This is a genomic window from Streptomyces sp. SX-6 (assembly GCF_059089585.1).
This window is the reverse complement of the sequence record NZ_JBTHHU010000067.1, coordinates 1-6,580: the sequence shown is the minus strand read 5'-3', so window position 1 is coordinate 6,580 and position 6,580 is coordinate 1. Positions and strand designations below refer to the sequence as shown.

Here is a 6,580-nt window from a genome sequence, read left to right as displayed (position 1 = left end):
AGGGTTATTTGCGGGCCGAGTTCCGGGTTCCCATCAGGACTCCGGGCTCCGGCCCGTAAATAATCCAGCCCCCAGAGGGCTCCGTCCCGCCCCGCACCCGACCACCCCACCACCGACCCCGCACCACACCACCGGCATCACGCCAGCAACGTGACCTCCAGCGCCCCCTCCGCAAACTGCTTGCGCAGCAGCTTCTTGTCGAACTTCCCCACGGACGTCTTCGGCACCGCCGCAACCCGCGTCCATCGCTCCGGCAGCTGCCACCGCGCGACGCGCTCGCCCAGGAAGGCCCGCAACGTCTCGTAGCCAACAGAAGAGCCATCCCGCAACACCACCGCCACGAGCGGCCGTTCGCCCCACTTCTCATCAGGAACGGCCACAACAGCAGCCTCCGCAACCTCGGGGTGAGCCATCAAGTGATTCTCCAGCTCCACCGAGGAGATCCACTCCCCACCGGACTTGATGACGTCCTTCGCCCGATCGGTGATCGTCAGATATCCATCAGGCGTAATCGTCCCGACGTCCCCCGTCCGCAGCCACCCGTCAGGGCTGAACTTGTCCTCCGGACGGAACGGTTCGCACCCCGCACCCCCGTGATACGCACCGGCGATCCACGGTCCGCGTACCTCCAGCTCGCCCGCCGACGTGCCGTCCCACGGCAGGAAGCCGCCGTCGGGCCCGGCCAGCCGTGCCTCCACGGACGCGGGCAGCCGGCCCTGGGTGACGCGGTACGCCCAGGCGTCCTCCTCGCCCAGACCGGGCGGCGGGTAGGCCATCGAGCCCAGCGGCGAGGTCTCGGTCATGCCCCACGCCTGCACGATCTTCAGCCCGTGGCGCTCCTCGAACGCCCGCATGAGCGAGGGCGGCGTGGGCGCGCCACCACTGATCATCGTCTTCACGGCGAGCTTCCGCGGCCGGGCGTCCAGTTCGGCCAGCAGCCCCTGCCAGATGGTCGGAACCCCGGCGCTCAGCGTGACGCCCTCGGACTCGAGCATCTCCGCGAGCGGGGCGGGCTGGAGGAAGCGGTCGGGCATCAGCAGCGAGGTGCCCGACATGAAGGCGGCGTGCGGCAGGCCCCAGGCGTTGACGTGGAACATCGGCACGACGGGCAGACAGAGCTCGCCCGGCCGCAGCCCGAAGGAGTTCGCGGAGTTGACCTCCATCGAGTGCAGGTACACCGAACGGTGGCTGTAGACCACGCCCTTGGGGTCGCCCGTCGTCCCCGAGGTGTAGCAGAGCGCGGCGGCCTGCCGCTCGTCCACCTCGGGCCAGACGTACGGCTCACCGGCCTGCGCGGCGAGCAGCTCCTCGTACTCGTGAACGCGAGCCCGCGCGCCCTCGAGACCGGACCGGTCGCCGGGGCCCGAGACGATGACGTGCTCGACCGACTCCAGGTGCGGCAGCAGCGGCGCGAGGAGCGGCAGCAGCGAGCCGTCGACGACAATCACCCGGTCCGCGGCGTGGCGCACGATCCAGGCGAGCTGCTCGGCGGGCAGGCGGAGGTTGAGCGTGTGGAGCACGGCACCCATGGCGGGGATCGCGAAGTAGGCCTCGAGGTGCTCGGCGTTGTTCCACATCAGGGTCCCGACGGCGTCCCCCTCGCGGACCCCGACCCCTTCGAGCGCGTGGGCCAGGCGCGCGATACGGGTCCCGGCCTCGGCGAACGTGCGCCTGCGCGGGCCCTCGCCCGTCCAGGTCGTGACCTGCGCGCCACCGTGGACCGTGGTGCCGTGCACCAGGATCCGGGTGATGGTCAGCGGTACGTCCTGCATCGTGCTCTGCAAGGGGGCCTCCCCATCGGGATTCGTTACGCGAAGGTCGCTCCCAGGTGATTCTGGTGCCGTTTCCGCCGGTAAGTCACTACCTCTGCGGCGTCGGACAACAGCGAACCAGCCGTGGGCGCAAGCCATTTCGCGTCTTCCCGCAAGCCTGTACGATCACGGCGTTCTTGATCAACTTCTTCTGATCATTTTCTTTCCAGGGGGAACTTCCATGCGCAAGCGCACCCTCGGCACGGCCGCCGCCTCCGGCGCCCTGGCCCTCGCCGCCGTCCTCGGCGCCGGCGGCACCGCCTTCGCCGGCACCGACGGCCAGCAGATCGGCATCATCGACAACACGGGCCGGGTCAACTCGGTGAAGATCATCGGCCAGGACCAGAAGGGCCGCCCCGCGCACTACTGCCTGGCCACTCCCCACAAGGAGACCCAGCTGTCCGGCTGGTGGTGGCGGGACTACACCCGCCTCGTCAAGTGGACGGACAGCAACTGCGGCGAGAGCGGCGGCACCTACCTCGGCAGCCAGGACGAGTGGGTGCGGGCCACCCTGCCCGTCGACTGGGAGTGGCTCAGCATCGAGAAGAACACCTACTGATCCCGCCGGTGCGGGCGGCCCCCGCCGCCCGCACCGCGCCGGTCAGGCCGCCCGTGCCAGGTCCGGGTCCTCGCGGAGCTTGCCCAGCGCCCGGGAGACCGCGCTCTTGACCGTGCCCACCGAGACCCCCATCAGCTCCGCCGTCTGCGCCTCGGTGAGGTCCTCGTAATACCTGAGGACGACCATGGCCCGCTGCCGGTCCGGCAGCCGGTGCACCGCCCGCCACATCGCGTCGCGCAGCGCCTGCGTCTCCGCGGGGTCGGCCGCGGGGGCGTCCTCGCGCTCGGGGAGCTCCTCGTACGGGTACTCCTCGACCTTGCGCTTGCGCCACTGCGAGGTGCGGGTGTTGACCAGCGCCCGGCGGACGTAGCCGTCGAGCGCCCGGTGGTCCTCTATCCGCTCCCACGCCAGGTACGTCTTGGTGAGCGCGGTCTGCAGCAGGTCCTCGGCGTCGCTCGGGTTCGAGGTCAGCGAACGGGCGGTGCGCTGCAGCACCGGACCGCGTGCCCGTACGTACGAGGAGAAGGACGGGTACACGGCAGTGGATGCGCTGGGGCACACGGACGTGGTCATGTCTCAACGCTAGGAGTGCACCTGTCCCCGGCGGATCGGCCGGAGGTGCCGAAGACCGATCCGCCTCAGGTCGTACGGGTGGGGATGCCCCCACCTCCTGGAGGGGTAGCAGTGGCGGGAATCAGTCGATGACGGCGACCGGGGCGTCGATGAGATTGCGGTCGATGGTCAGCTTCCGGCCGCCGTGGGTCTCGGTGACGTCCCCCGCGAACTGGTGGATGCGGCGGTGCCGCCAGGCGCTGTACGAGAGCGAGCGCTCGTTGTCGGTCGAGGGGGTCACCTTCCAGCGGGCGAACCACATCGCCTCGGGCAGGGAGTCCATCCCGGCCCGGCGGGCGTACTCCATGTGCCGGATGCCGGACTCGGCGCTGCTGTAGAAGCCGGGCACATAGCCGCGGCGGGTGACGGCGGCGTTCCAGGACCGGATGTAGGCGAGCGTGGTGCTCGCGCAGTCGTCGTCCTTGTCGTCGTACGCCTCCATGTCGAGGTAGATCGCGCTGCCGGGCTCCATGCCGAGCCGGTCCGCCTTGCGCACCGCGTCCACCGCCTCGTCGATGCCCTGCTCCTCCGGGCTGTCCCCGATGGGGTAGCCCCGCTTGGAATCCGCGCGGACGCACGGCGACTGCGAGCCGACGTACAGCGGCAGCACCTTCCAGCCGAGGTTGCGCGCGCCGGTCAGCCAGGCGGGGCTCAGCCAGCGCTGGCGCTGGCAGGCCCGGGCGCGGCCCGCGTAGTAGATCCCGACAGCCCGGTACTCGGAGTGCCCCCAGGCCTGCAGGGTGGTGAGCGGCGGTGTCTCGCAGGTGTCGAACCCCCGCCCCTTGAACAACGTGACGCCACGCCTCATCCGGTGCTGCTGGCCGGCTGCCGTGGCCGGCGCGTACGTCGCCGGGAGCAGGGCCAGTGCCGCCATCAGGGCGACGCCATATCGGATGATCTTCCTCCGTCGGTCCATACCGCGAAGTCAAGGGGCATTGTCGCCATCCACGCCGATGACACGCCCTCGGTTCATCCGTCTGCGCCGAGAAGCAGCCCGGACGTGGGAACTCCCGTTCCGGCTGTGACCAGGACATGTGCGACATTCGACCGCTGGTTCACCTGCTTCATCCGCTTCACCTGGTTCACCGCGGTGCCGCGCAACTGCCGGACCGCTTCGGCGATGCCGTTCATGCCGTGCAGATACGCCTCGCCCAGCTGCCCGCCGTGGGTGTTCAGCGGCAGCGTGTCCGCGGCGACGAGGGCGGCGCCCTCGCCGGGTGCGCAGAAGCCGAGTTCCTCCAGCTGCATCAGGACGAACGGGGTGAAGTGGTCGTAGAGGATGGCCACATCCACCTCCGACGGCCCCAGCCCGGCGGTGCGCCACAACTGACGGCCGACGACACCCAGTTCCGGCAGGGTGGCGATGTCGTCACGGTAGTAGCTGGTCATCATCTCCTGCGCCCGGCCCGCCCCCTGCGCCGCGGCTTCGATCACCGCGGGCGGATGCGGCAGGTCACGGGCCCGGTCGGCGGACGTGACCACCAACGCCAGCCCGCCGTCGGTCTCCTGGCAGCAGTCGAGCAGCCGCAGCGGCTCGGCGATCCACCGCGAGGCGGCGTGGTCGGCGAGCGTGATCGGACGGCCGTGGAAGTACGCGGCCGGGTTGGTGGCCGCGTACCGCCGCGAGCTGACGGCCACCTGCCCGAAGACCTCCGGCTCCAGGCCGTGGACGTGCAGATAGCGGCGGGCCGCCATCGCCACCCACGAGGCGGGCGTCAGCAGTCCGAACGGCAGTGCCCAGCCGAGCGCGACGCCCTCGGCGGAGGGCTCGCGCCGTGGCGCCCCCGCGCCGAAGCGGCGGCCCGAGCGCTCGTTGAACGCCCGGTAGCAGACGACGACCTCGGCGACCCCGGCCGCGACGGCGAGCGCCGCCTGCTGCACGACGGCACACGCGCCGCCGCCGCCGTAGTGCACCCGGGAGAAGAAGGACAACTCCCCGATGCCCACCGCCTGCGCGACGGTGATCTCGGGGCTCGTATCCATGGTGAAGGTGACCATGCCGTCGACGTCGCCGGGCGCGAGACCGGCGTCCGCGAGGGCCGCCCGTACGGCCTCCGCGGCCAGGGCCAGTTCGCTGCGGCCGGAGTTCTTGGAGAACTCCGTCGCACCGATGCCCACGACGGCCGCCTTGCCGCCCAGCGTGTCGGACCGACGGACGCTCATGCCGCCGCCTCCCTCAGCGTCACCGTCCCGGTCATATGACGGCCGCGGCGATTCGCTCCTGTCACCTCGACCACCGTCTCCCCCGCGCGCCTGGCCGTGACCTTGCCGGTCAACGTGAGGGTGTCACCAGGGTGGTTGGGGACCCCGAGGCGTATCGCCGCCTTGCGGACAACGGCTCCGGGGCCGAAGCGCTCGGTGACATAGCGGCCCACGAGGCCGTTGGTGGTGAGGATGTTCATGAAGATGTCCGGTGCGCCCTTGGCGCGCGCGGCCTCCGCGTCGTGGTGGACATCCTGGAAGTCGCGGGAGGCGAGGGCGCCCGCGATGACGAGGGTGCGGGTGACGGGGATGACGAGCGGGGGCAACTCCTCGTCTTCTTCCATACTTTCCGCACATTCCGCTCGGAAGAGCGGCAGTGTCTGACCGCCGTCGACGGTCACGAACTCCAGCCGCACCGGCATGCCGATCCGCACCCGGCCCGGCTCCACGCCCGTGACGTTGCTGATCATCCGTACGCCTTCGGCGAGTTCGATCAGCCCGACCGTGTACGGCGGATCGAAGGCGGGGAACGGCGGGTGGTGCATGACCACATGGGAGTGGACCGTCCCCGCGCCGGACGCCTCGACCGCCGTCCACGCGGGCGAACCGCAGCCGCCACAGCCCGGCAGCCACGGGAAGCGGAGCCTGCCGCAGGCGTCACAGCGCTGGATGAGCAGCCGGTGCGCGGCCACGCCGTCCCAGAAACCGGCGTTGTCGCGGTTGATCACGGGACGCGGGCGCTCCGGCTTCGGCACCGGCCCGGGCGCCGTGCCCGGTGCGTACCTGAGGACACGGAGACGGTGCGTGCCGGCGAGCGCGCCATCCGCCCGCACCTCGGTGCGGATGGTGACGAAGTGCCCCGCGCCCAGCCGGGTCGTCTTGCGCGGGGAGACCGACTCGATCACGGAGTCGAAGGTGACCGTCTCGCCCGGGCGCAGCGGGCGCAGATACTCCTGCTCGCAGTCGGTCGCCACCACGGCGGTGCAGCCCGACTCCCCGAGCAGGGCGACGAGTTCGCGGTACGCGGCGGAACGGTGCCGGGGGCCGGCGAGACCGGCCATGATCCAGACCTGGAGCATGGCGGGCGGCGCGACGGGGTCCTTGCCGGTCCAGGCGGGGCCGGTGTCGCCCATGGCCTCGCACCAGTGCCGGATCATGGGGGCGTTGACCGGGTCCGGGCCCGTGCCGGATCCGGCGGGTCTGCCCGCGTACGCCGAGAGCCGCCGGTCGAGGTCGCTCATGCCTCACCCCCAGTGCACAGGTTTCTGACTCTCCGTCAGATACCTGCCACCGTCAAGGGCGCACGGCGAAACGGCCGCGGGGGGGGGGGGGGGGGGGGGGGGGGGGGGGGGGGGGGGGGGGGGGGGGGGGGGTGGCGGGGGGGCACTCCCCCCCC

At 71.3% G+C, this 6,580-nt stretch carries 6 protein-coding genes; 1 reads left to right on the top strand and 5 read right to left on the bottom strand.

Features of this window, described 5'->3' with window-relative positions:
- Positions 1-137: 137 nt before the first annotated feature.
- The gene (locus ACV530_RS36360) at positions 138-1,784 is read right to left on the bottom strand and encodes a long-chain fatty acid--CoA ligase (protein WP_494337012.1); all 1,647 of its coding nucleotides are present in this window, start codon (positions 1,782-1,784) and stop codon (positions 138-140) included.
- A gap of 208 nt (positions 1,785-1,992) precedes the next feature.
- On the opposite strand from ACV530_RS36360, the gene ACV530_RS36355 reads away from it, so the two are divergent.
- Entirely contained in the window at positions 1,993-2,370 is a 378-nt protein-coding gene (locus ACV530_RS36355; RefSeq protein ID WP_494337011.1) for a hypothetical protein, read from the top strand.
- 42 nt (positions 2,371-2,412) lie between these two features.
- On the opposite strand, the gene ACV530_RS36350 is transcribed toward ACV530_RS36355, so the two are convergent.
- The 4 genes from ACV530_RS36350 to ACV530_RS36335 form a co-directional block, all read right to left on the bottom strand.
- A complete protein-coding gene (locus ACV530_RS36350) occupies positions 2,413-2,943 on the bottom strand; it encodes a SigE family RNA polymerase sigma factor (RefSeq protein ID WP_494337010.1) in 531 nt (176 codons plus the stop codon).
- Positions 2,944-3,064: 121 nt separating this feature from the next.
- Positions 3,065-3,898 (bottom strand): glycoside hydrolase domain-containing protein, encoded by an 834-nt coding sequence (locus ACV530_RS36345; protein WP_494337009.1) that lies wholly within the window; start codon positions 3,896-3,898, stop codon positions 3,065-3,067.
- Between the two features lie 53 nt (positions 3,899-3,951).
- Positions 3,952-5,145 carry a lipid-transfer protein gene (locus ACV530_RS36340; RefSeq protein WP_494337008.1) on the bottom strand — a complete coding sequence of 398 codons (1,194 nt, stop codon included), beginning with the start codon at positions 5,143-5,145 and terminating at the stop codon, positions 3,952-3,954.
- The gene (locus ACV530_RS36335) at positions 5,142-6,425 is read right to left on the bottom strand and encodes an OB-fold domain-containing protein (RefSeq protein WP_494337007.1); all 1,284 of its coding nucleotides are present in this window, start codon (positions 6,423-6,425) and stop codon (positions 5,142-5,144) included. Before ACV530_RS36335 ends, ACV530_RS36340 begins: the two co-directional genes overlap by 4 nt.
- Positions 6,426-6,580 lie beyond the last annotated feature (155 nt).